The organism is Micromonospora parathelypteridis (genome assembly GCF_014201145.1).
In the GTDB taxonomy this organism is placed as follows: Bacteria; Actinomycetota; Actinomycetes; order Mycobacteriales; family Micromonosporaceae; genus Micromonospora; species Micromonospora parathelypteridis.
The window spans coordinates 324,940-346,764 of record NZ_JACHDP010000001.1 but is presented as its reverse complement, the minus strand read 5'-3'; the positions used below and the strand labels follow the sequence as shown (position 1 = coordinate 346,764).

The window sequence follows — 21,825 nt, the reverse complement described above, 5'->3', positions numbered from 1 at the left end:
GCTGCCCTCCCGGCGAAGCGGAGGACAGCCCTCGTCACTGACCGGTCGGGTCAGGCGACCGAGGCCGGGAACCGTTCCCACACCCGGTGTGCGGCCATCAACTGCCGCACCGCCGTCAGAGCCTCGGCACCCGAGCCCGCCGTCACGATGCCGGGGGTGCCGGCCACTCCGGCCTGTTCCAGCACGGTGACGCCAGCGCCCCAGGCGCCGATGGCCTTGGCGTGCCGCCAGCACTCCTCGACGAGGAGCAGCACGCGCGGATCCACGGCTGCCGGGCCCGCCTTTGCCGCCTTACCCGCCTTGGCCGCCTTGGCGTCGGGGGCCGGGACGGCATCCGGCGCGGGCGCGGGCGCTCCGGCCAGCAGGACCGCGTCGAACTCGACCGACCGGCCGGTGGCGAAGGTGCGCTGCACCGGCAGGTCACCCACCAGGCCGCCGTGCGGGGCGATCAGCAGCGGCACCATGCCGGCCTCGAACACGGCCCGCCGCACCTCGTCGATGCTATCGAGGTCGCCGTCGGGGTCGACGACGATCCCGACCGTACGGCCGTCACTCGGCCACTCCCCGCCGACCTGCGACAGCGCCGGGCTGGGCGTGACGTCGGCGAGCGGCTCGGTCGGCTGCGGAGCGGGCAGGCCCAGACCGGTGGCGACCTCCGCACAGAGGACGGGGTCGATGTTGGCGAGGCTCTGCAACTGGCGTTCCTTGATCGCCTGGTGGTAGCACTTGCCGAGCTCGAAGGTGTACGCCCGGATGATGTGCTCCTTCTCGACCGGCGACATGCTCAGCCAGAACAGGCGCGCCTGGCTGTAGTGGTCGTCGAACGAGGCCGGGTTCGCCCGTACCTTCGGTGCCTGTGCGACCGTGACCGGCACGTCGAGGAACGCGTGCTCGTCGTCGCCGGCGGGGAAGGGGTTGCCGCCGTCGAGCGAGTTCGGCCGGTACGGCGCGACGCCCGCGTGCACGGCCTGCTGGTGGAAGCCGTCACGCAGCATGTCGTTCACCGCGGCATGCGGGCGGTTGATCGGGATCTGCGAGAAGTTGGGCCCGCCCAGGCGGGTGAGCTGCGTGTCGACGTACGAGAAGAGTCGACCCTGCAGCAGCGGGTCGTTGGTGACGTCGATGCCCGGCGGGAGGTGACCGAGGTGGAAGGCGACCTGCTCGGTCTCGGCGAAGAAGTTCGTCGGCGTCCGGTTGAGGACCAGCTTCCCGATGGGCTGCACCTCGGCCAGCTCCTCCGGCACGATCTTCGTCGGGTCCAGCAGGTCGATGTCGGCGAAGGTCTCCTCGGGGGTGTCGGGCAGGACCTGGATGCCCAGCTCCCACTCGGGGTACGCGCCGGCCTCGATGGCGTCGTAGAGGTCCCGACGGTGGAAGTCCGGGTCCATGCCGCTGAGCATCTGGGCCTCCTCCCAGGTCAGGGAGTGCACACCCAGCTTCGGCTTCCAGTGGAACTTGACCAGCACCGTCTCCCCGGCCTCGTTGACGAGGCGGAAGGTGTGCACGCCGAAGCCCTCCATGGTGCGGTACGAACGCGGGATGCCCCGGTCGGACATGTTCCAGATGGTGTGGTGCTGCGCCTCCGTGTGCAGCGACACGAAGTCCCAGAAGGTGTCGTGGGCGCTCTGCGCCTGCGGGATCTCCCGGTCCGGGTGTGGCTTGGCGGCGTGGATGATGTCGGGGAACTTGATGGCGTCCTGGATGAAGAACACCGGCATGTTGTTGCCGACCAGGTCGAACGTGCCCTCGTCGGTGTAGAACTTCGTCGCGAAGCCGCGGGTGTCGCGGACCGTGTCGGCCGAACCGCGCGAGCCGAGCACGGTGGAGAACCGTACGAAGACGTCGGTCTCCCGCCCCTTCTTGAGGAAGCCGGCCCTGGTGACCGCCTCGGCGGTGCCGTACGCGGTGAACACGCCATGGGCGCCGGCGCCGCGGGCGTGCACCACGCGCTCCGGAATGCGCTCGTGATCGAAATGGGTGATCTTCTCGCGTAGGTGGTGGTCCTGCAGCAGCACCGGGCCGCGTGGACCGGCCTTGAGCGAGTGGTCCGTGTCGCGCAGCCGCGCCCCCTGCGCGGTCGTCAGGTAGGCGCCCTGCTGACCGTTCGCGGTCGCCGGCGCTCCGGTCTCGGCACCGGTCGGCGTCCGAGTCCGCGGTGCCCCCTGTTCCGGCTTCGGCGGCAGCGGATCATGCGGCGTCGTCGGCTCCTCGACGGTCGGTGGCGCACTTCCCGGCGCGCCGGGGACCTCCGGGGTCAGCGCGTCGGCGATCTTTCCTGAGGCGGTCTTCACGGCGTTCTTGACCGCCTCGGCGGGCTTGCTTGAATCCACTGAACGAACCTCTCCATGGTGCGTGTGCGAGCAGGCGACTGCCCTGCTACCCCTGGTCAGAGGCTCGAAACACAACTGATCTCGGCATCCTCGGCCGGGACTGGTGATTTCACCGATGCGTGGATCGGCGGAGAGGGCCAAAACTGACGGACGTCGATATCCCTCGACTTTAGGGAGTGCCCGACGTGTCGTCACCTACCACCACCCGTCCCCGTTCCGTGGCCGCCCGGCTCGCGCTGGCCGCCACTCTCGTCGCCGGCGTCGTCCTGGCCGGACCGACCGGCGCCGCGCAGGCCGCGGGCCCGTACGAGCGGGGCCCGGCCCCGACCACCGCGATCCTGGAGGCCAGTCGCGGCCCGTTCGCCACGGCCTCACAGAGCGTGTCGTCGCTCAGCGTCACCGGCTTCGGCGGCGGCGTCATCTACTACCCGACCAGCACCAGCGAGGGCACCTTCGGCGCCATCGCCATCTCGCCCGGCTACACCGCCGCCTGGTCCAGCATCAGCTGGCTCGGGCCGCGGATCGCCTCGCACGGTTTCGTGGTGATCGGCATCGAGACCAACAGCCGCCTGGACCAGCCGGACAGCCGAGGCCGGCAACTGCTCGCCGCGCTCGACTACCTGACCCAGCGCAGCTCGGTGCGTACCCGGATCGACAGCAGTCGACTCGCGGTGGCCGGTCACTCGATGGGTGGCGGGGGCAGCCTCGAGGCGGCCTCGTCCCGGCCGTCGTTGCAGGCCGCGGTGCCGCTCGCGCCGTGGAACACGGACAAGAGCTGGTCCGAACTGCGGGTGCCGACGCTGATCATCGGTGGCGAGAGCGACACCGTCGCGCCGGTCTCGTCGCACTCGGTGCCGTTCTACAACAGCATCCCGGCCTCCGCCGAGAAGGCGTACCTGGAGCTGAACGGGGCGAGCCACTTCTTCCCGCAGACGACGAACACGCCGACCGCACGGCAGATGGTGGCCTGGCTGAAGCGGTTCGTCGACGACGACACCCGCTACGAGCAGTTCCTCTGCCCGGGCCCGAGCGGCTCGCAGATCGAGGAGTACCGCAACACCTGCCCCAGCGCCTGACCGTGGTCGAAGGGGCGGTCGCCACGCGGCGACCGCCCCTTTCACGTGTGGACGGCGCCGGCATCGAAGGGTCTTGACGCGATACCCGAGAAACGTACACTGCGAGTGTAAATAACACCCGCCACGACAGAGGGATGGGTGATGGAGCGCGGCCTCGAACTGCACCACATCGGCGTCCGTTTCGGCGGCCTCACCGCCCTCGACGACGTCTCACTGCAGGTGCCACCCAACCGGGTGGTGGGCGTGATCGGGCCCAACGGCGCCGGCAAGACCACGCTCTTCAACGTGATCTGCGGCTTCGTCGCGCCGGAGACGGGTGCGCTCACCCTCGACGGCCGGCCGTTGCGGCCACGGCCGCACCAGCTGACCCGGCTCGGCATCGCCCGGACCCTGCAGGGCACCGGGCTCTTCGCCGGGCTCACCGTGCTGGAGAACGTGATGACCGGCGCCGTGCACACCGCCCGTGCGGGCTTCGTCTCGGCGCTGCTCGGGCTTCCCGCGAGCGACCGCGACGAGCGCCGGCTGCGTCGACATGCCCTGGACATCCTCGACGGCCTGGGGATCGCCGACCACGCCGAGGCCGCGCCGACCACACTGCCCTTCGCCGTACGCCAGCGGGTCGCCCTGGCCCGCGCGCTCGCCGCCCGGCCCCGGCTGCTCCTGCTCGACGAGCCCGCCGGTGGCCTCGGCGGCGACGACATCGCCGAGCTGGCCGAGCTGATCCGCCAACTGCCCCGGCGCGACACCGATCCCTGCGCCGTGCTCCTGGTCGAGCACCACATGGACCTGGTGATGGCCGTCTGCGACGACATCGTGGTGCTCGACTTCGGCCGGGTGATCGCCACCGGCGCTCCGGACGCGATCCGCGACGACCCGGCGGTAACCGACGCCTACCTGGGCGCCGCAGTCGACAGTGAGGTCGCATGAGCGCGCCGGACCTGCTCGTCGTGCGCGGGCTGGTCGCTGGTTACGGCGCCGCGCCGGTGCTGCAGGCCATCGACCTCACCGTCCCGGCCGGCACGATCGCCGCGGTCGTCGGTGCCAACGGCGCCGGCAAGACAACTCTGCTGCGCGCGCTCTCCGGCATGATCCGCCCGGCGGCCGGCGAGGTGCTCCTCGCCGGCGAGGAGCTTCGGGGTACGCCCGTGGAGCAGCTCGTCCGGCGCGGCATGGCGCACGTGCCGGAGGGGCGGGGTGTGATCAGCGAGTTGACGGTCGACGAGAACCTGCGGCTCGGCGGGTTGTGGCGGCGCGACCGGGCCGACGCCGGTCGTGCGCTCGACGAGGTCTACCAGCTCTTCGAGCCCCTCGCCCGACGCCGCCGGCACCTCGGTCACCAGCTCTCCGGCGGTGAGCGGCAGATGCTCGCGCTCGGCCGGGCCCTGGTCGGCCGACCCCGCCTGCTGCTGCTCGACGAGCCGTCGCTCGGCCTGGCGCCGCGGGTCGTCGCCCGGACCATGGCCCTGCTCCGCCAGTTGCGCGACAGCACCGGTCTGACCGTGTTGCTGGTCGAGCAGAACGTCCGCAGCGCGCTCGCCGTCGCCGACCAGGGCGTGGTGATGTCCCTCGGCCGGGTGGTGATCGCCGCCCCGGCGGCGAAGCTGCGTGACGACGTCGACCTGCGCCATGCCTACCTCGGTTTCTGACCACCACCTCGTCCCCTGGAGGGAGGACTGTTGGACCGCTTCGTCTTCCTCACCATCGACGGCCTGTCCCGGGGCGCGGTGTATGCCGCGTTCGCGCTGGCCCTGGTGCTCATCTGGCGGGCGGCGCGGGTCGTCAACTTCGCCCAGGGGGCGATGGCCGTCGCCGCCGCGTACGTCGCCTACACCGTCTCGACCACGACGGGCTCCTACTGGCTGGGCTTCGCGGTCGCGATCGTCGCCGGACTGCTGCTCGGCGCGCTGGTGGACCGCGTCGTGATGCGGCACGTCGACCACGCCTCGCACCTCAACCCCGTGATCGTCGCGCTCGGCCTGGTGCTGTTGATCCAGGCGGTGCTGGGCATGGTGTACGGCAACGAGTTCCGCCCCGCCGAGGCGCCGTTCTCTCGGTCCGCGCTCACCGTGGGCGGGGTCGCCGTGCTGTCGCCGTACGACCTGTTCGTCTTCGCCACGATCGGGGTGGTGGTGAGCGGCCTGGCCTGGATGTTCGCCCGTACACCGGTCGGGCTGCGGATGCGCGCGGCGGCCTTCGCTCCCGAGGTGTCCCGGCTGCTCGGGGTCAACGTCGGTGGCATGTTGACCCTCGGGTGGGCACTCGCCTCCGGGGTGGGCGCGCTGGCCGCCATGCTGGTCATGCCGACCGAGTTGGGCCTGCATCCGCACGCGATGGACCTGGTGTTCGTCTCGGCGTTCACGGCGGCGGTGGTCGGTGGGCTGGACAGTCCACCAGGGGCGGTGGTCGGCGGTCTGGTGGTGGGTCTGCTGCTCTCCTACGTGAGCGGCTACGCCGGCAGTGACCTCACGCCGCTCGCCGTGCTGGTCCTGCTGTTGGCGGTGCTGCTGGTCCGGCCCGGTGGGCTGTTCGCCCCGGTCGCGGCGAGGCGGGTGTGAGCGCCACGAGGGCGGCCCTGCCGCCGAAGCACCGGCCGGCCGACACCGGTGACCGACCGGTCGACCGTCGACTCGGCTCCACCCTGCTGCGTCACCTCGCGGTGGTGCTCGCCGTCGGGCTGCTGCTGGTGGCGGTCAGCTACGCCGTCGAGCCGTTCCGCAACTTCCAGCTCGCCACGGTGGCGGCCTATCTCTGCGCGACCGCCGGGCTGACCGTCCTCACCGGGCTCAACGGTCAACTGTCGCTCGGGCACGGCGCGTTGATGGCCACCGGGGCGTACACCGTGGCCCTGTGTCAGAACGCGTTCGCCGACCGGGGGATGACCGGCGGCTGGCTGTTGCCGCTCTCGCTCGGCGCGGCGATCGTCAGCACGGTCGCGGTCGGCGCGGTGGTCGGTGTGGCGGCGGCCCGGCTGCGCGGCCCCTACCTGGCCGGGGTCACCCTCGCCGTGGCCATCGTCGTGCCGGCGTTGGCCGTCACCTTCGACGGCGTGTTCAACGGCGAGCAGGGGCTGTCGGTGCCGGTGGAGCCACCACCGTTGTCGCTCGGTCCGTACTTCCCGTACGAGCGGTGGCAGCTCTGGCTCACCGGCGCGGCCACCCTGCTCGCCCTGCTGCTGCTGGCGAACCTGATCCGCAGCCGGTACGGGCGCTCCTTCCGGGCGGTCCGCGACGACGAGGTGGCGGCCCGCCTCGCCGGTATCCACGTGGCCCGCACCCAGGTCCTCGCATTCGTGGTCAGCGCCGCCACCGCCGGGCTCGGCGGGGCATTGCTGGCGGTCCTCGCGCAGAGCGTCTCGCCCGGGGCGTTCTCGCTGACCCTGTCGCTGTTCCTGCTGATGGCCGTGGTGATCGGCGGTCTCGGTCGCCTCACCGGCGCGTTGTGGGGGGCCGTGCTGCTGGTCGCCCTGCCCGACCTCACGCACTCCGTGACCGAGTTGCTCACGCTCTCGCCCGCGGTGGCGCAGCGGCTGGAGGGAAACCTGCCGCTGGCGATCTTCGGGCTCACGCTGATCGTCGTCATGATCGCCGCACCCGGCGGGGTGCAGGGCCTGCTGTCGCGTCTCGGCCGGGGCCTGCTCGCCCGATGGTCGGCCCGGCGTTCCTGAGCTGTTCCCCGCCCGGCCTCCCGCCGGGCACACCACCACCACACCGTTCCCTCAATTACCGGACCGAGAAAGGTCGGTGTTTCCCATGCACCGTATGGCACAACGTGGTCTCGCGATCGCCAGCACCATCGCCCTGTTGGTCACCGCCGCCGGTTGCAGCGGTGACGACGGCTCCGGTCCCGGCGGGGCATCGGTGCCGGGAGTCACCGACACCGAGGTCACCGTCGGCACGCACATGCCGCTGACCGGTCCGGCCTCGGCCGGCTACTCGAAGATCGCGCCGGCGACGAAGGCGTACTTCGACTACGTCAACGCCAACGGCGGCGTGCATGGTCGGAAGATCACTTACAAGATCATGGACGACGGCTACAACCCGGCGAACACCCAGCAGGTGGTCCGTCAGCTCGTCCTGCAGGACAAGGTCTTCGCCATCCTCAACGGTCTCGGGACGCCGACGCACACCGGGGTGCTCGACTTCCTCAAGAGCAACCGGGTGCCCGACCTCTTCGTCGCCTCCGGCAGCCGCAGCTGGGACCAGCCGGACAAGTATCCCGGCACGTTCGGGTTCAACCCGGACTACACGGTCGAGGGCAAGATCCTCGCCAACTACGCGAAGGCGAACCTGGCCGGCCAGAAGGTCTGCTTCCTCGGCCAGGACGACGACTTCGGCCGGGACAGCCTGGCCGGCGTGGAGAAGGTGCTCGGCGCCGGGGCCGTGGCGGTCAAGCAGACCTACGTCACCAGCAACACCAACGTCGCGCCGCAGATCGGTGCCTTCAAGGCGGCCGGATGCCAGGTCGTGGTGCTCGCCACGGTGCCCGGCTTCACCGCGCTCTCCATCGGCACCGCGGCGCGGCTGGGCTTCAAGCCGCAGTGGCTGGTCTCCAACGTCGGCGCCGACCACCCGACCCTGGCCAAGCAGCTCGGCGCGGCCGCCCCGCTGCTGGAGGGCATGGTCGGCACCAACTACCTGCCGATGCAGAACGAGACCGCGAACCCGTGGATCCAGCTCTTCACCAAAATCAACAAGGAGCACAACGGGGACGCGCCGTTCGACGGCAACACCGTCTACGGCATGTCGGTCGGCTACCTCTTCGTGCAGACGTTGCTCGCCGCCGGCAAGGACCTCACCCGGGAGAAGGTGATCGAGGCCGTGCAGAAGGGCGGCTTCCAGGGCCCCGGGCTCGTGCCGCTGCGCTTCTCCGCCAAGGACCACTCCGGGTACGGCGGGCAGCGGCTGAGCAAGGTGAGCGGGGGAGTGCAGAGCTACTTCGGGCCGGCGTACGAGACCGACGAGGCGGACGGGGCGGTCAACGAGTACACCGCCACGCCGGCCGCGCCACCGGCGAACGGGGTGCCGACCGTCTCCTGAGGAACTGTCGTACACCTGGCGTCCGACCGGGCGTGGTCGCGCGTGACCACGCCCGGTCGGACGGCTGCGCGCGCTCCCGGGGTGGTGTCTCCGGGCTGTCGTCCGAGGCGTTGACCGACACCGATCAGCCCTCCTACTATCTGCACCGTGAATGCATATAAGGGCCGGCTCGTTGATCGTGTCGCCATCGTCACCGGCGCCAGTCGAGGCATCGGCCTGGCCATCGCCCAACGCCTCGTTGCCGAGGGCGCCAGGGTCGGTCTGACCGCCCGGCGTCCCGAGGCGCTGGGCGAGGCGGTGGCCGCCCTGGGCGGGCCGGAGTACGCCGTCGCCGTGCCCGGGCGCTCCGACGACCCCGAGCATCGAGCGGACGCCGTGCGACAGGTCAGCGCCGCATTCGGGCCGGTGGACCTCCTGGTCAACAACACCGGCATCAACCCGGTGCACGGCCCGCTGGTCGGGCTCGACCTGGCGGCGGCACGCAAGATCCTCGACGTGAACGTGGTCGCCACGCTCGGCTGGGTGCAGGAGGTCTGCGCCGCCGGCATGACCGAGCGCGGTGGCTGCGTCGTCAACGTCTCGTCGATCGCCGGGCTCGGCCCGTCGCCCGGCATCGCCTTCTACGGATTGAGCAAGGCCGCGCTCAACCACCTCACCGCGAGCCTCGCCGTGGAGTTGGGGCCGACGATCCGGGTCAACGCGGTCGCCCCCGGCGTGGTGAAGACCCACTTCGCCGCCGCCCTCTACGAGGGCCGGGAGGACGAGGTCGCCGCGCGGTACCCGCTCGGTCGCCTCGGTCTGCCGCCGGACGTGGCGGGCGCGGTCGCCTTCCTGGCCTCCGACGACGCCGGCTGGATCACCGGGCAGACCCTCGTCTGCGACGGGGGCGTCTCGCTGTCGGGCCGAGCCGGATGACGACGCTGGCGGTCGGCCCGGGGCCGCTGATCACCGCCTGTCTAGACTCGGCGATGCGTCGGGGGACGCCATGGGGGTGAAGGGGCGGGGGCGGATGGACGGGGTCGAGGTCGCGGGCCGGGTCGACGGGCGCACCGCCCGCGCCGAGCGCACCCGCGCGGCCATCGTCGAGGCGCATCTCGCACTCATCTCCGAGGGCGACCTCCGCCCGACCGGGGAACGCATCGCCGAACGGGCCGGCATCTCGCTGCGGACGCTCTGGACCAACTTCAAGGACATGGAGACGCTCTTCGAGGCGAGCGGCGCGGAGGTGCTCCGCCAGCAGGACGCCGCATATCGGCCGGTCTCGCCGGGGCTGCCGCTGGCCAAGCGGGTCGACGCGTACTGCCGGCAACGGGCCCGGCTGCTCCAACTCATCACACCGTCGGCGCGGGCCGCCCAGATGCGGGAGCCGGTCTCCGACCAGCTGCACCGCAACCGCCTCAAGCACATCGACCGGGTGCGCGACGAGGTCGAGGAGCTCTTCGCCGTCGAGCTGACGCAGGCCGACCAGGGGCGGGAGCAACTGCTCAACGCCCTGGTGGCCGCGAGCATGTGGCCGGCCTGGTCGATGCTGCGCTACGGCCTCGGGCTGGGCGTGGACCAGGCCCGCGCGGTGATGACCCGCACGGTGGGCGCCCTGCTCGCCGAGGTCGCGGCCGACTGATTCCGGCCCGACCCGGTATCGCCCCCTCTTTCCATTCGGTTTCCGATGAGTAACACTGACTTGCATGGTTACTGCATCGAGAGTGCAACTAACCGTGCTGCGTGGCCGCGACGATGAGTGGCAGGCTGTCCGGAGTCTGCTCGACGGCGTGACCGGCGGCGGTGGTGCCCTGCTGCTGCACGGTGAGCCGGGCTCGGGCCGGACCGCGCTGGTCGGCCACGCCCACCGGTACGCCGAGGGCTGCACCGTGCTCGCCGCGAGCGGACTGGCCGAGGAGGCCACGCTGCCGTACGCCGGCCTGCAACGCCTGCTCGACCCGGTGCTCCACCGCGCCGCCGCCCTGCCGGACGAGCAACGCCTGCTGCTGCGGCGTGCGCTGGCCGGGGAGACCTGCCCGGCCGACCGCCAACTGACGTTGTCCATGGCGGTGCTCGGGTTGCTCGCCGCCGCCGCCCGGGACCGTCCGATGCTCGCCACCATGGACGACGTCGACCGGGGTGACCCGCAGACCGCGCAGGTGCTGGCCTTCGTGGCCCGCCGGCTGCGACACCTGCCGGTCGTCGTCCTGCTCACCGCGGACGTCACCGTCACCGTCGACGGGATACCGGCGCACCGGCTCCGGCCGCTCGACGAGTGGGGCAGCGTCGCCGTCCTCACCGACCGGCTGCCCGAGCGGCCCGCCGCGTCGGTGGTGACCGCGCTGGCCGCGATCGGCGGCGGCAACCCGCAGGCCCTGGTGGACCTCGCCGAGGTGCTCAGCCCGGCCCAGTGGCGGGGAGAGGAGGCGCTGCCCGTGGCACCGCCGGCGGACGGTGCGCTGGGCCGCGCGTACCGGGCCCGCCTGGACCGGTTGCCACCGGACACCCGCCGGGTGCTGCTGCTCGCCGCGCTCGACGAGGCCGGCGAGCCGGGCACCCTGATCCGGGCCGCGGCGGCGGCCGGCACCGAGGTCGAGGCGCTCGCCCCGGCGGAGGTCGCCGGGCTGGTCCGCGTCGAACCGCGAGGCGTCACCTTCCCCCAGCCGTTGGTGCGCACGATGATCGCGGCCAGCGCGCCACTCGCCGAGCGCCGCGCGGCACACCGACTGCTCGCCGGGGTGCTGGTCGCGGATGGGCAGCGGTTGCGCCGGGCCATGCACCTCGCCGCCGCGACGGCGGGTGCCGACCCCGCCCTCGCCACCGAGCTGGAAGAGGCGGCGGCCGGTGGGGTCGGCGACTGGGCCACCGCCTCGGCGGCGCTGCGTTGGGCCGCAGAACTCAGCGGCCAGCCCACCCAGACGGCCGCCCGCCTGCTGACCGCAGCTCGTTACGCCTGGGCCGGGGGCCAACCCGACGCGGCCCGACTACTGCTCGATCGCCTCCGCGCCGTCTGCACGGACCCGGCCGTCCGGGGCCGCGCCGACCTGCTGCGCGGTGAGTTGGAGCTGCGGTGCGGCGGTGCGTCAGGTGCGTCGGTCACGTTGCTGACCGCCGCTACCGCGGTGGCTGGCACCGATCGCGCCCTGGCGCTGTCCGGGCTGGTGCGGGCCGGCGAGGCGGTCTGCTTCGCCGGTGACCAGTACCGGTACGCCGAGGTCGGCCGGCGGGCGCTGGCGTTGCGGCGACCGACCGACCCACCGGCCGTGGAGCTGATGGGCTGTCTGGTCGCCGGGGTGGCGGCGACCCTGCGGGGCGACCATGAGCGGGCCGGCCCCGCGCTGCGGCGCGCCGTCGTGCTGGGCGGCCGGTTGACCGGATCGGCGCTGACCCCCACCGCGCTCAACTCGGCGGCGGCGGCCGGCCTGGTGGTTGCCGTGGACGGGGCGGCGCACCGGCTCGCCGATCGCGCCGTCGGGTTGGCCCGGGAGCGGGGCGAGCTGTCCGTGCTGTCCCGAGCGCTGGAGTTGCGGGCGGTCGCCGAGTACTGGCTGGGCCGGCACGAGGCAGCGGCGGAGACCTCCCGCGACGGGCTACGGGTCGCCCGCGCCTCGGGCCAGGTCAACTGCGCCAGCGTCCACCTGGGCATGCTCGCCGTGCTCGCCGCGATCCGGGCCGACCGCGACACCAGCCTGCGGCACCTCCGCGAGATCGGCGAGTCGCCGACGCCGGGCAGCCGTCCGCACGCGCTCGCCGGGTGGGCACTGGCGGTGCTCGACCTCATCGACGGCCGGCACGCCGAGGCCGCCGACCGGCTGGCGTCGCTGGCCCGGCTCGGCACCGGTCGCGGTCAGGTCCTGGTGCAGGTGATGGCAACCCCATATCTGGTGGAGGCTGCGGCTCACCTGGCGCACCGACCGGCGGCGACGGCCGCGCTCGCCGTGTTCGACAGGTGGGCCAGCAGCACCGCGAGCCCGTTACGCCGGGCCCTGTCCGCCCGGTGCCACGCGTTGCTCGCACCCCGGGGTGGCGCCGACGCGGAACGGGATTTCCAGACGGCGTTACGGCTGCACCCGACGGAGGCCGGCACGTTCGAGCGTGCCCGTACCGAGCTGCTCTTCGGCCAGGAGCTGCGGCGCAGCCGACGCCCTCGTGACGCGCGTACGCACCTGCACCAGGCCCGCGAGATGTTCGGCCTGCTCGGGGTGGCGTGCTGGGCCGAGCAGGCCACCACGGAGCTGCGGGCGGCCGGGGAGTCGGTCGGTCCACCGGACCTGCCGGCGGCGCGGCTGCTGACCGGCCAGCAACTGCGGATCGCCGAGCTGGTCGCGGAGGGCGCCACCAACCGGGAGATCGCCGCCCGGATGTTCCTGTCCACCCGTACGGTCGACCACCATCTGCGCAACGTGTTCCACCGACTCGGCATCCGCTCGCGCACCGAGCTGGCCCGCGCGTTCGCCGCCGAGCGGCACGCCGGGTTGGCCTCCGACCGGTGACCGAGGGGCCGGTGACCGTCCGCTCTGGACGGCATAAACTATCACCGCTAGTTTAAAGGCCATGGAGCTGACCCTCTCCGCCGAGCAGGCCGCGGTCCGCCAGTTGGCCGCGGAGTTCGCCGACCGCGAGCTGGCGCCGCACGCCGCCGCCTGGGACCGGCGCGAGTCGGTCGACCCGGCCATCGTCGCCATGCTTGGCGACCTGGGCTTCCTGGGGCTGACCATCGCCGAGGCCGACGGCGGTTCCGGCGGCGACCATCTCGCGTACTGCCTGGTACTGGAAGAGCTCGGCCGGGGCGACTCGGCGGTGCGCGGCATCGTCTCGGTCTCACTCGGCCTGGTCGCGAAGTCGATCGCCGCCCACGGGACGGCCGCACAGCGAGCCGAGTGGCTGCCCCGACTCTGCGCCGGCACCGCACTCGGCTGTTTCGCGCTGACCGAGCCGGACAGCGGCTCCGACGCGGCCGCGCTGCGGACCCGCGCGATCCGTGACGGCGCCGACTGGCTGCTCACCGGCACGAAGACGTTCATCACCAACGGCACCACCGCCGACGTCGCACTGGTCTTCGCCCGCACCGGCGGCCCAGGGCACCGGGGCATCACCGCGTTCCTGGTGCCCACCGCCAGCCCAGGCCTGACCCGACGGGAGATCCACGGCAAGCTGGGCCTTCGCGGCCAGGCAACCGGCGAGCTGCGCTTCGACGAGGTACGCGTGCCCGACACCGCCCGCCTCGGCGACGAGGGCAGCGGGTTCCGGCTGGCCCTGGCGACCCTCGCCAAGGGTCGGATGTCGGTGGCCGCCGGCTGTGTCGGCATCGCCCAGGGCTGCCTCGACGCCGCGGTCGGCTACGCCGGGCAGCGGATCCAGTTCGGCAAGCCGATCGCCGGGCACCAGCTCGTCCAACAACTGCTCGCCGCCATCGCGGTGGACACCGCCGCCGCCCGGTTGCTGGTCTGGCAGGTGGCCGACCTGATCGACCGCGACCAGCCATTCGCGACCGAGGCGTCGATGGCCAAGCTCTTCGCCAGCGAGGCGGCCGTCCGCGCGGCCAACAACGCGGTCCAGGTCTTCGGTGGGTACGGCTACATCGACGAATACCCGGTCGGCAAGTACCTGCGGGACGCCCGGGTCGCCACCCTCTACGAGGGCACCAGCCAGATCCAGCAACTCCTCATCGGACGCGCGCTCACCGGCGTCAACGCCTTCTAGCCCCAAGGAGACCTGGCATGCGAGTCTTCAGCTCGTTCGAGGACCTGACGAGCGCGGTCGGCGAAACCCTCGGGCCCGGTCCGTGGCAGCGTATCGAGCAGGGTCGTGTCGATCTGTTCGCCGACGCCACCGACGACCACCAGTGGATCCATCTCGACCCGGTCCGGGCCGCAGCCGGCCCGTTCGGCGGGACGATCGCCCACGGGTACCTGACGCTGTCGCTGCTGCCGGCGCTGGCCGGCGGGCTCTACCGGGTCGAGGGGGTGGCGATGGGGGTCAACTACGGGCTGAACCGGGTGCGCTTCCCTGCCCCGGTGCGGGTCGGCGCCTCCGTACGGGCCACCGCCACCATCGCCGAGGTGTCCCCGGTGATCGGCGGCGTGCAGTTGGTCGCGACGGTCTCCGTCGAGAGCGACAGTGGCGGCAAGCCCGTCTGCGTAGCCGAGACCGTCAGCCGGCTCTACGGCGCCGAAGGTCGTTGACGCGTCGGTGAAATCGGGCCGATCTTGAGGTGCCTCATACCGCTAACATCGTCGCCATGGCGACGCGGCTTGTTCAGATCAACATGAAGGCTCGGGACGACTCCGCGCTGGGCGCTTTCTGGGCGGAGGTGCTCGGTTGGGAACTCTCCAGCGAGGGACCCGGCGTGACCAACCTCGAACCTGAGGGCTTCGTCTACCCCGACCCCGTCGCCGTCTGCATCGACCTCGTCGTCTCCCCGGAACCCAAGACGGTCAAGAACCGGGTGCACGTCGACCTCGCCACCACCTCGGCGGCCCATCAGGCGGAGGTGGTCACGCGCCTGAAGGAGCTCGGCGCGACACCCGCCGACGTAGGCCAGGGTGACGTGCCGTGGACGGTCCTGGCCGACCCGGAGGGCAACGAGTTCTGCGTGCTGGAGCCCCGACCGCTCTACCGGGACACCGGGCCGATCGCCGCGGTCGTGGTCGACTGCGCGGATCCGCGAGTCATGGCCCGCTTCTGGGGCGAGGCCACGGACTGGACCCTGCACGAGGTGACCGACCACCGGGCGGTGCTGCGCTCGGCGAAGGGTGTCGGCCCATATCTGGAGTTCATCCGCACCTCCGACGTGAAGACCGTCTGGAACCGCGTCCATCTCGACGTCCGTCCATACCCGGGTGACGACCCGGAGGCCGAGGCGGCCAGACTGCGGACTCTCGGCGCCACCGCCATCGACCTGGGCGGAAGCATCTCGTGGACGGTCCTCGCCGACCCGGAAGGCAACGAGTTCTGCCTCCTCGCCCCAAGCTGACCCTCGTCACCCGCTCAGGTGGGTGGCCGATCGTCGCCGACCTGGGGTTCTTCCAACCTCCGGGCGATCTGTTCGATGGCGGTGAGGTCGGTTGGGGTGAGACGGTCGATGAAGTGGCGTCGTACCGACTGAACGTGGGCCGGTGCCGCGTCCTCGAGTGCCTCCAGGCCTTGCGCGGTGAGTACGAGGAAGCAACCTCTGCCGTCGGCCGGGTCAGGTGTGCGCCGCAGGAGACCGCGCGACTCCATCCGGGTGGCGTGCCGGGACAGCCGGCTGCGTGACCAGCCCATCTTGTCGGCCTGTTCGCCGAGGCTGCTGGTGTGACCGGCCCGCTCCGACAGGGTGCTCAGCACCTCGTAGTCGGGCTCCGAGAGCCCGATCGCGGCCAGGTCGCGCGCCGTGCCGGTCTGGACGGAGACCATCACGCGCAGGAAGGCCCGCCACGCGCGTTCCTCGTCCGGGTTCAACCAGGGTACGGCCCCGACCGGCGATGTAGTTGACATGTAATCAACTTAGCACCTACGCTCGTTTCCATGTCAACGAAACTGACGCGTGTCCTCGTGCTGATGTGCAGCACCCGCCCCGGTGCCCTCGGCCCCGTAGTGGCACAGTGGCTGACCGAAACGGTCGCCTCCCGTGCCGCGGTGCTCGGCGTCGAGCTCGTGCCGGTGGCCCTCGGCGATCTGAACCTGCCGTTCCTCGACGAGGAGGAGCATCCGTCGTCGGGTCTCTACCAGCAGGAGCACACACGCCGGTGGAGCGCGATCGTCGACGCGGCGGACGGCTTCATCGTGGTCACACCGGAATACAACTACGGGATGCCAGCGACGCTCAAGAACGCGCTGGACTACCTCAGCCGCGAATGGGCATGGAAGCCGATCGGCTTCGTCAGCTACGGCAACACGTCGGCGGGCACCCGGTCGGTTCAACATGCCAAGCAGGTGGTGACGACCCTCCGCCTGGTCCCGCTGGGCGCCACCGTCGCGATTCGCATCGGCGACGCGGTGCGGAGTGGACAACTGCTCCCCGACGCGGCCCGCGACTCCGCGGGTGTCGGGCTGCTGGACGAACTGGTCCGGGTCGCCCACGCCCTCCGGCCACTGCGCGAACGCGGACGAGCCGGGGCGCTGTCTGGACCGTTGCCGGGGTCCTACGCGAGACGGCTGACTCCCGACGACGCGCCCGAGGTCACGGTGCTGCAGCGGTGCTGCTGGGTGGACGAGGCCGTCGTCAACGACACCCTGGCCATACCGGCTCTGCACGAGTCGCTGGAGGAGGTGCGCGACTGGCTGGAAACCTGGGACACCACGGGGATCTGGTTGGACGGCCGGCTGCTGGGCATGGTGCGGGCGCGTCGCGTCGGCACCGACTGGCACATCGGTCGGCTCGCCGTCGTGCCCGACCTGCGGGGGCACGGGCTCGGCCGGTGGCTGCTACGCACTGCCGAAGCAGGTGCCGGAGGGGATTGCCGCCGCATCCTGCTGTTCACCGGCGCGAAGAGCCTGCGGAACATCGACCTCTACCACAGCGAGGGGTACCAGTCGGAACCGCTTGCCCGCCCGGACGGAACCACCAGCCTCAGCAAGGAGATGGTGGTGGGTGGGGTGGTGGTCTTGTGATGGCCCGTGGCGTTCGACCCGAATTCGCGCGGCGGTGTCAGTGCGCGAATGCGTGCGCCGGGTGGAGCACCGAGTCGAGCCAACGCAGCTGACGCCGGACGTGCACGGCCTCGCCGCCTTCGTGACCGTTGAACGGGTAGACGTGCATCTCGCGCGCCGGCGGCACCGGTAGCTGGGCCGCCGCGCCGTACTGGTTGTAGGCGGCGAAGCCGGTCCGCGGCGGGCAGACGGTGTCGCGCAGCCCGATCCCGAAATGCGCCGGTGCCGTCGCGCGGCGCGCGAAGCTCACCCCGTCGACATAGGACAGGGTGCGCCACACCGCGTCCTCGGCCTCCCGGTGTACGGCCAGGTAGCGGGCGATCTCGCCGTACGGCGCGGGTTCGCTGAGTGCGACGGCCCGTTGCATGTCGCAGAGGAACGGAGCGGTGGTGAGCACCGCGCTGAGGTCGTCGACGAGGCCGGCCACAGCCAGGGCGATGCCACCGCCCTGGCTGTTGCCGACCACGGTGACCCGGTCACCGTCGACTCCCGGTAGGGCGCGGACGGCCTCGACCGCCCGGACCGCGTCGGTGATCAGGCGGCGGTAGTGGTAGTCACGCGGGTCGAGGATCCCCCAGGTGACCGGCGAGGGCCCGCCGGGCGCGCCGTGCGGGTCGGCGGTGTCACCGGCGCCGTACTGCCCGGCCTGGCCCCGGTTGTCCATGAGCAGGTGGGCGTAACCGGCGACCGGCCAGGTCAGCCGCTCGTGTGGCAGGCCGCGACCGCGGCCGTAGCCGGCGTACTCGACCACGGTGGGCAGCGGGTCTGCAACACCGGCCGGGCGGGTGTACCAGGCCCGTACGGGGTCGCCGCCGAAGCCCGCGAAGGTGACGTCCCAGGAGTCGAGCAGCCGCAGGTCGGTGGACTCCGGACGGACGTCGACGAGCACCGGTCGGGCGACCGTCTCGGCGAGGGTGTCGCGCCAGAACTGGTCGAAGTCGTCGGGCTCGACGATCTCGGGCGCGTACCGCTGGAGTTCGTCGAGGGTGCTTGCGTAATGGGGCACGGGTCCTCGCAGGGGCTGAAGTCAGTGCGGGTTGGCGGGCGGTGCGGTGCTCTCCCGGACGACCAGCTCGGTCACCAGGTCGATCCGGCTGGTCGCTGGCTCGTTGCCCCTGGCCAGGTCGAGCAGCATCTGGGTGGCGATGCCAGCCATGTCGCGCAACGGCTGATTGATCGTGGTGAGCGCAGGGTCGGTCCAGGCGGAAACCGGCAGGTTGTCGTACCCGATCACCGAAAGGTCCTCGGGCACTCGTAGGCCGCACTGGCGAGCGGCCCGGAGCACCCCCATGGCCTGGATGTCGGAGCCGGCGAAGATCGCCGTGGGTCGGGATGGCCGGCGTAGCAGCTCCAGCCCGTGGGCGTGCCCGGCGCCGGCGGAGAAACTGCCGTAGCGGATCAGCTCGCGGTCGACCGCGATCCCGGCTTCGTCGTGGGCCGACTGGAAGCCAGCGGCCCGGGCGCGGCTGCAGAGCATGTCGAGTGGTCCGGAGATGATGGCGATCCGCCGGTGCCCCAGCTCCAGGAGGTGCCGGGCGGCGAGCAGGCCGCCGTTCCAGTTGTTGGAGCCGACGGTGGGCACGGAGGCCGAGGTCGCGCTGTCGGTGTCGACGACGACGAACGGTATGCCCTGGCGTCGCAGGTGCTGTTGCTGGGCCTCGGCCAGGTGGGAGAGGACGAACACCACGCCCAGCGGGCGGTCGGCGAGTATCGCGTCCAGCCATCGTGCCGGCGGGCGGTGCGCGCCGTCGAGTTGAGCGACCGACAGCCCGACGCCGGCCGCGGTGGTCACCGCCTCGACACCGCGCAGGATCTCCATGGCCCACCCGGTGTCGAACTCGTGAAACACGAGATCGATCCGACCTCCGCTGGTCGCGGACCGCCGGGTGCGGCGCTGGTACCGGTGGCGGTCGAGGCTCGCCTCCACGCGTGCCCGGGTGCCGGGGGCGACATCACCACGTCCGTTGAGGACCTTGGACACCGTCGCGACCGAGACGCCGACGTCGTTGGCGATGGTCGCGATCGTGGTGGAGGCGGGTGGGTCGAGCGAGCGGTGCTCTGTCATCACGGCCCTCATGCAGCATCCGAAAGTTTCGGGAGACCCTAACACGATTGACCGTTCCCGCCAGTCGGTGCGGCAGCCGCCCTGCCCCGTTCGCCGGGCGTTTCAGGGCACTCGCGCAACCGAGCGCCGATGTCGAAGTCACCGTGCGCAGGCAACGGTCACCCATGGTCCAGATGAGACTCTTGACACACATCGATACGGACCTTAGGTTGCCGAAAAGGTTACGCAGGTTTCCGGAAAGTTTCGGATCGTGAAAACGTCCGCCACGGAACTGGTTCCACGAGGCACGGGGATGTGGCCGGAGCTAAAGGGGTCATGGCATGAGAAGTCAGTCGCCTGTGGGTAACGGCGCCGCACCGTGGCGCGATCCGCGGCTGTCGCCGACCGATCGGGCCGAGGCGCTCCTGCCGTTGATGTCGCTGGAGGAGAAGATCGCCCAGCTCGTCGGAGTCTGGGTCGGCGCCGAGGCGTCCGGCGAAGGCGTCGCCCCCCACCAGTCCGACATGATCAGCGAGCCGCTTGAGTGGAGCAGCGTCATCCGGTACGGGTTGGGCCAGCTCACCCGCCCGTTCGGCACCGCGCCGGTCGACCCGGTGGTCGGCGCCCGGTCACTCGCCGCCTCCCAGGCGCAGATCGTCGCCAGCAGCCGGTTCGGCATCCCGGCCCAGGTGCACGAGGAATGCCTCACCGGGTTCGCGGCGTGGCGGGCCACCGTCTACCCGACCCCGCTCAGCTGGGGCGCGTCCTTCGACCCGGAACTGGTCGAGGCGATGGCCGACCGGATCGGGCGTTCGATGCGTGCGGCGGGTGTGCATCAGGGGCTCGCACCGGTCCTCGACGTCACCCGCGACTACCGCTGGGGTCGCACCGAGGAGACGATCGGCGAGGACCCCTACCTGGTGGGGACCACCGGCGCCGCGTACGTGCGGGGTCTGGAGGGCGCCGGCGTGGTCGCCACCCTGAAGCACTTCGCCGGCTACTCCGCCTCCCGCGGCGGGCGCAACCACGCCCCGGTGCCGATGGGCCGTCGGGAGCTGACCGACGTGATCCTGCCGCCCTTCGAGATGGCCCTTCGGTTGGGCGGCGCCCGCTCGGTGATGAACTCCTACGCCGAGATCGACGGCCTGCCCGTCGCCGCCGACGAGGAGCTGCTGACCGGTCTCCTCCGCGACGAGTGGGGCTTCGCCGGCACGGTGGTCTCCGACTACTTCGCCGTCCGTTTCCTGCAGACCCTGCACGGTGTGGCCGAACGCTCCGCCGACGCCGCCCGGCTCGCGCTGCGCGCCGGGATCGACGTCGAACTACCCACGGTGGACACCTTCGGCACCCCGCTGGTGGAGGCGGTACGCAGCGGCGACGTCGACGAGGCGTTGATCGACCGGGCGCTGCGGCGGGTGCTGATCCAGAAGATCGAGGTCGGTCTGCTCGACGAGGACTGGCAGGAGCTGCCCGACGACGTGGCGTCCCTGCGATTCGACGACGAGAAGAGTCAGGACGTGGCCGTACGCCTGGCCCGGGAATCCGTCGTCCTGCTGCACAACACCGGCGTCCTCCCGTTGCCCACCGGCGGCCGGGTCGCCCTGGTCGGCCCGGCTGCTGACGACCCGATGGCCATGCTCGGCTGTTACTCCTTCCCCAACCACGTGGGTATCAACCACAGCGAGTTCGGGCTCGGCCTGGACATCCCCTCGCTGCGCGACGAGCTGGCCCGACGCGTTCCGCTGCTCAGCCACGAGCCGGGCTGCGCCATCACCGGCGAGGACACCTCCGGCATCCCGGCCGCGGTCGCCGCGGCGGCAGCCGCGGACGTGTGCGTGCTCGCCGTCGGCGATCGGGCGGGAATGTTCGGCCGGGGCACCTCGGGCGAGGGCTGCGACGCCGCCGACCTCCAGTTGCCCGGCGTGCAGGCCGAGCTCGTCCGAGCCGTCCTCGCCACCGGCACCCCGGTCGTCCTGGTACTGATGACCGGTCGCCCCTACGCGCTCGGTCCGGAGTTCGACACCGCGGCAGCCGTGGTGCAGGCGTTCTTCCTCGGCCAACTGGGCGGGCAGGCGCTCGCCGAGGTGCTCACCGGCGTGGTGAACCCGTCCGGACGCCTGCCGGTGAGCGTTCCCCGCGACGCCGGCGGAATGCCGAGCACCTACCTCTCGCCGCCACTCGGCCACCGCAACAACGTGTCCTCGATCGACCCCACCCCGGCGTACCCGTTCGGCCACGGGCTCACCTACACCACCTTCGAGTGGTCCGACGCCACCGTCGTCGAGCCGGCGGACGGGTCGCAGGATGACCCGACCGCCTGGCCGGTCGACGGCGAGGTTTCGGTGCGGATCACCGTCGCCAACACCGGTGACCGGGCCGGCACCGAGGTGGTGCAGCTCTACCTGCACGACCCGGTCGCGCAGACCACCCGCCCGGTGGTCCGGCTGGTCGGCTACACCCGACTGCCGCTGGAACCCGGCGAGGTGGCGCACGTGACGTTCGGTGTGCCAGCCGACCTGGCGTCGTTCAGCGGTCTGACCGGCCACCGGGTCGTCGAGCCCGGCGCGGTCGAGCTGCGGTTCGGCCGGTCGAGCGGCGAGGCGGTGGCGACCCTGCCGCTGCGGCTGACCGGCGTCGAGCGCCAGGTCGGCCACCAGCGGGAACTGCTCACGTCGGTGCGGGTCGAGCCCCTCGTGGCCGTCCCGCATCCTGCCTAGGAGGCCGAG

Annotated in this window: 18 protein-coding genes; 14 read left to right on the top strand and 4 right to left on the bottom strand. The window is 71.7% G+C overall.

The window, feature by feature from the left end:
- Positions 1–50: 50 nt before the first annotated feature.
- A complete protein-coding gene (locus HNR20_RS01510) occupies positions 51–2,330 on the bottom strand; it encodes a catalase (protein WP_184175737.1) in 2,280 nt (759 codons plus the stop codon).
- A gap of 185 nt (positions 2,331–2,515) precedes the next feature.
- Here HNR20_RS01510 and HNR20_RS01505 point away from each other — a divergent pair, with 185 nt between their 5' ends.
- The 12 genes from HNR20_RS01505 to HNR20_RS01450 all read left to right on the top strand — a co-directional run bounded on the left by HNR20_RS01505 (position 2,516) and on the right by HNR20_RS01450 (position 15,397).
- Complete coding sequence (locus HNR20_RS01505; RefSeq protein WP_184175735.1) at positions 2,516–3,406, top strand: alpha/beta hydrolase family protein; 891 nt, start codon at positions 2,516–2,518, stop codon at positions 3,404–3,406.
- Positions 3,407–3,547: 141 nt separating this feature from the next.
- Positions 3,548–4,333: an ABC transporter ATP-binding protein gene (locus tag HNR20_RS01500; RefSeq protein WP_184175733.1), complete on the top strand. Its 786-nt coding sequence runs from the start codon at positions 3,548–3,550 to the stop codon at positions 4,331–4,333.
- Positions 4,330–5,052 carry an ABC transporter ATP-binding protein gene (locus HNR20_RS01495; protein WP_184175732.1) on the top strand — a complete coding sequence of 241 codons (723 nt, stop codon included), beginning with the start codon at positions 4,330–4,332 and terminating at the stop codon, positions 5,050–5,052. The genes HNR20_RS01500 and HNR20_RS01495 overlap by 4 nt, the downstream gene beginning before the upstream one ends.
- A 30-nt stretch (positions 5,053–5,082) precedes the next feature.
- Positions 5,083–5,961, top strand: coding sequence for a branched-chain amino acid ABC transporter permease (locus tag HNR20_RS01490; RefSeq protein ID WP_184175731.1), 879 nt, complete (start codon positions 5,083–5,085; stop codon positions 5,959–5,961).
- The gene (locus HNR20_RS01485; RefSeq protein WP_184175730.1) at positions 5,958–7,070 is read left to right on the top strand and encodes a branched-chain amino acid ABC transporter permease; all 1,113 of its coding nucleotides are present in this window, start codon (positions 5,958–5,960) and stop codon (positions 7,068–7,070) included. Before HNR20_RS01490 ends, HNR20_RS01485 begins: the two co-directional genes overlap by 4 nt.
- A gap of 85 nt (positions 7,071–7,155) precedes the next feature.
- Positions 7,156–8,442 carry an ABC transporter substrate-binding protein gene (locus HNR20_RS01480; protein ID WP_184175729.1) on the top strand — a complete coding sequence of 429 codons (1,287 nt, stop codon included), beginning with the start codon at positions 7,156–7,158 and terminating at the stop codon, positions 8,440–8,442.
- A gap of 147 nt (positions 8,443–8,589) precedes the next feature.
- On the top strand, positions 8,590–9,357 hold the full coding sequence (locus tag HNR20_RS01475) for an SDR family oxidoreductase (RefSeq protein WP_184175728.1): 768 nt from the start codon (positions 8,590–8,592) through the stop codon (positions 9,355–9,357).
- A gap of 94 nt (positions 9,358–9,451) precedes the next feature.
- Positions 9,452–10,063, top strand: a complete 612-nt coding sequence (locus HNR20_RS01470; RefSeq protein WP_184175727.1) for a TetR/AcrR family transcriptional regulator — start codon at positions 9,452–9,454, stop codon at positions 10,061–10,063.
- Positions 10,064–10,127: 64 nt separating this feature from the next.
- Positions 10,128–12,914, top strand: a complete 2,787-nt coding sequence (locus tag HNR20_RS01465) for an AAA family ATPase (RefSeq protein WP_184175726.1) — start codon at positions 10,128–10,130, stop codon at positions 12,912–12,914.
- Between the two features lie 61 nt (positions 12,915–12,975).
- Positions 12,976–14,124, top strand: a complete 1,149-nt coding sequence (locus tag HNR20_RS01460) for an acyl-CoA dehydrogenase family protein (RefSeq protein ID WP_184175725.1) — start codon at positions 12,976–12,978, stop codon at positions 14,122–14,124.
- Between the two features lie 17 nt (positions 14,125–14,141).
- Positions 14,142–14,606 (top strand): MaoC family dehydratase, encoded by a 465-nt coding sequence (locus tag HNR20_RS01455; protein ID WP_184175723.1) that lies wholly within the window; start codon positions 14,142–14,144, stop codon positions 14,604–14,606.
- A gap of 56 nt (positions 14,607–14,662) precedes the next feature.
- Complete coding sequence (locus HNR20_RS01450) at positions 14,663–15,397, top strand: VOC family protein (protein WP_184175721.1); 735 nt, start codon at positions 14,663–14,665, stop codon at positions 15,395–15,397.
- A gap of 14 nt (positions 15,398–15,411) precedes the next feature.
- On the opposite strand, the gene HNR20_RS01445 is transcribed toward HNR20_RS01450, so the two are convergent.
- Positions 15,412–15,900, bottom strand: a complete 489-nt coding sequence (locus HNR20_RS01445) for a MarR family winged helix-turn-helix transcriptional regulator (protein ID WP_184175719.1) — start codon at positions 15,898–15,900, stop codon at positions 15,412–15,414.
- A gap of 30 nt (positions 15,901–15,930) precedes the next feature.
- Here HNR20_RS01445 and HNR20_RS01440 point away from each other — a divergent pair, with 30 nt between their 5' ends.
- Positions 15,931–17,016, top strand: a complete 1,086-nt coding sequence (locus HNR20_RS01440; RefSeq protein ID WP_184175717.1) for a bifunctional NAD(P)H-dependent oxidoreductase/GNAT family N-acetyltransferase — start codon at positions 15,931–15,933, stop codon at positions 17,014–17,016.
- A 37-nt stretch (positions 17,017–17,053) separates the two neighbouring features.
- Here HNR20_RS01440 and HNR20_RS01435 read toward each other — a convergent pair whose 3' ends face one another.
- Positions 17,054–18,061 (bottom strand): acetylxylan esterase, encoded by a 1,008-nt coding sequence (locus tag HNR20_RS01435; protein ID WP_184175715.1) that lies wholly within the window; start codon positions 18,059–18,061, stop codon positions 17,054–17,056.
- 21 nt (positions 18,062–18,082) lie between these two features.
- The gene (locus HNR20_RS01430) at positions 18,083–19,120 is read right to left on the bottom strand and encodes a LacI family DNA-binding transcriptional regulator (RefSeq protein WP_184175713.1); all 1,038 of its coding nucleotides are present in this window, start codon (positions 19,118–19,120) and stop codon (positions 18,083–18,085) included.
- 320 nt (positions 19,121–19,440) lie between these two features.
- On the opposite strand from HNR20_RS01430, the gene HNR20_RS01425 reads away from it, so the two are divergent.
- A complete protein-coding gene (locus HNR20_RS01425) occupies positions 19,441–21,816 on the top strand; it encodes a beta-xylosidase/alpha-l-arabinosidase (protein ID WP_184175712.1) in 2,376 nt (791 codons plus the stop codon).
- Positions 21,817–21,825: the final 9 nt, after the last annotated feature.

Excerpts from the sequence above, each read along its gene's own strand:
- HNR20_RS01500 (WP_184175733.1), top strand. The coding sequence starts at position 3,548 with ATGGAGCGCGGCCTCGAACTGCACCACATCGGCGTCCGTTTCGGCGGC.
- HNR20_RS01495 (WP_184175732.1), top strand. The coding sequence starts at position 4,330 with ATGAGCGCGCCGGACCTGCTCGTCGTGCGCGGGCTGGTCGCTGGTTAC.
- HNR20_RS01480 (WP_184175729.1), top strand. The coding sequence starts at position 7,156 with ATGCACCGTATGGCACAACGTGGTCTCGCGATCGCCAGCACCATCGCC.
- HNR20_RS01470 (WP_184175727.1), top strand. The coding sequence starts at position 9,452 with ATGGACGGGGTCGAGGTCGCGGGCCGGGTCGACGGGCGCACCGCCCGC.
- HNR20_RS01465 (WP_184175726.1), top strand. The coding sequence starts at position 10,128 with ATGGTTACTGCATCGAGAGTGCAACTAACCGTGCTGCGTGGCCGCGAC.
- HNR20_RS01460 (WP_184175725.1), top strand. The coding sequence starts at position 12,976 with ATGGAGCTGACCCTCTCCGCCGAGCAGGCCGCGGTCCGCCAGTTGGCC.
- HNR20_RS01455 (WP_184175723.1), top strand. The coding sequence starts at position 14,142 with ATGCGAGTCTTCAGCTCGTTCGAGGACCTGACGAGCGCGGTCGGCGAA.
- HNR20_RS01450 (WP_184175721.1), top strand. The coding sequence starts at position 14,663 with ATGGCGACGCGGCTTGTTCAGATCAACATGAAGGCTCGGGACGACTCC.
- HNR20_RS01445 (WP_184175719.1), bottom strand. The coding sequence starts at position 15,900 with ATGTCAACTACATCGCCGGTCGGGGCCGTACCCTGGTTGAACCCGGAC.
- HNR20_RS01440 (WP_184175717.1), top strand. The coding sequence starts at position 15,931 with ATGTCAACGAAACTGACGCGTGTCCTCGTGCTGATGTGCAGCACCCGC.
- HNR20_RS01430 (WP_184175713.1), bottom strand. The coding sequence starts at position 19,120 with ATGACAGAGCACCGCTCGCTCGACCCACCCGCCTCCACCACGATCGCG.
- HNR20_RS01425 (WP_184175712.1), top strand. The coding sequence starts at position 19,441 with ATGAGAAGTCAGTCGCCTGTGGGTAACGGCGCCGCACCGTGGCGCGAT.